This is a genomic window from Chromobacterium sinusclupearum (assembly GCF_002902845.1).
Taxonomy (GTDB): domain Bacteria; phylum Pseudomonadota; class Gammaproteobacteria; order Burkholderiales; family Chromobacteriaceae; genus Chromobacterium; species Chromobacterium sinusclupearum.
In genome coordinates this window covers 1-1,926 of sequence record NZ_PPTF01000081.1, presented here as the reverse complement: position 1 = coordinate 1,926, position 1,926 = coordinate 1, and the positions used below count along the sequence as shown (strand labels likewise).

Below are 1,926 nucleotides of genomic sequence, written 5' to 3'. Positions count from 1 at the left end.
TCTTTGCCCGCGACGAATTGCGCTCCCTTGCCGGTGATGGTGCTGTCCTGGCCGGCGCCATGCGCCAGGTCCACCAGCGTGCCGCCAGACTTGAGCAGGCTGCCGCTTTCGGCATGGCTGTCGCTGACGGTGGTGCTTACGCTGGGTATGCCGTGAGCGGCGGACCACCCGTAAACGGGGTATCCGCCCTACGCGAAATCATCCACCGTAGTGGCGGAATCCCGGCAAAGCCGGGAGTTCCGCCGCAGTGTCAAAACAGCGAAGATATCCGGGGTACGCGGTGTTCAGGATTTATGCAGCAGCGCCGAGACGTTACCAGAAGAAAAATTCACAGAGATAAGCTAATATCTTTACCGGCCATCATTGCGGCACTCAAGCCATTTTTAAATTCAATAATTGAATTTAATAAATCAACCTTACTTATGGATTCTAATAATTCGCAGCCTGCACTCCACCCTCTAGAAAAAACAACATCATCACCAGGGCCGGCTGCTAGTGATTGGCAAATATTATCTAATTTTTTTACCACCTCAGCACCAATCCTTTCATCAACATAATCTTCTTCATATTGATCAAAAAAAGTATCACACTGGTTATTGACTGAATCCCAAAATTTAATAGAGAAAAGCCATTCAGAAGGCTTGGCAGGCAACTCAAAAAACAGTTCACCGCCCACATAAATTCTTGACGATTGCATAATCACTCTCCATCCACATTGTTAAAATGTGTAAGCGCATTCTTTACATCAGACGGAACGCCTGTTTGTGAAGTTTTATTAGGTTTTATCAAGGGGACATTGTTTGGCATTGCATTGCCGCTCTGATCAAGATACTGTCCTGCGGAATTTTGAATTCGGTAATAGTTACCAGAATTATCGTACACCACTGAAATGCCAGTTTTGGGATTAGAATAGATGGTTTTTCCAGACTGCGTAAAGGTAATTTCTGGACTATCGCCCACAAGATTTTTAACCGTTTGACTGAGCGAGCCACTTGCCCAGTTCCCACTATTTGCCGCCGCTCTGGATGCGCCAGCAGTGCTATGCACTGGGCCGGTTAACGCTGTATCTCCAGCCGTTGCACTGGTGGAAATGCCAGCAGACCCTGAGTTTGCAGCCCCCCTCCCCTGTTGAGAAGCATCAACAACCTCCCCAACTTTATCTAACACTCCAGACATTGGTCTCACATTATAAGACCCACCCCCTGCCCTCTGGGAGTTTAATAACCCGTACGCTCCTTCAGCAGCAGCATTAAGGATTGGCATCCCAAGCTTATACAATCCATCGGCATCTCCAGTTGTCAGTTGCTTGACGCCTTCACCAAACTCAGTCGCAGATTGCGCAGCAGCAATAGACCTGGCCGCCACACCAATCCCGCCTGGAAGAGTGAAAAGCGCAGGCGTGCCTACTAAGGCTTGCCAGTCATGCTGATCCTTCAAGCTCACTAGGCCTTGAGCATAACCAGTCAATTCAGCCAAATCACCACGGTCTAATCGCGGACCAGAGCCATTCTTTACTAAGCTCGCTACCGCAACATCGCCATATGATAGCCGATAGTCGCCTAGATATACGGCAAGCTCCTGCGTTTCACCCGCACTGAGCGAATTTGGATTGTTCCTATATTTCTGTAGTAGATAGTCACTACGCTGATCTAGGTCATTCGCCGACAGTACAACCTCTGCCGCATGGTTGGGATCACCCTTTCCTTTCAGCCATCCGATCAAACCTTGGTTATCTTTGAGCACATCCAGTGCTTTATCACGCGTCTTGGTCGCTTTCTTGCCTAGGAAATTATTCTCCATCTCCGTCTTTGCCGCGTCTACCACGGTCGCAGCCGTAGAAGCGCCGCCCGTACCGGCCGCAACACCCGCCAACAAGCCGCTGACCAGATTCTCCCGCTGCAACTTCTCTTCAGCCGTCATCTTGTC

2 protein-coding genes are annotated in these 1,926 nt (G+C 49.6%); both read right to left on the bottom strand.

The features are described 5' to 3' along the window. Nucleotides 1-328 precede the first annotated feature (328 nt). The gene (locus tag C2134_RS21395) at nucleotides 329-697 is read right to left on the bottom strand and encodes a hypothetical protein (protein WP_146042217.1); all 369 of its coding nucleotides are present in this window, start codon (nucleotides 695-697) and stop codon (nucleotides 329-331) included. Between the two features lie 2 nt (nucleotides 698-699). Continuing rightward, the coding region (locus C2134_RS21390) for a VENN motif pre-toxin domain-containing protein (RefSeq protein ID WP_199179990.1) at nucleotides 700-1,926 on the bottom strand (1,227 nt) is incomplete at its 5' end.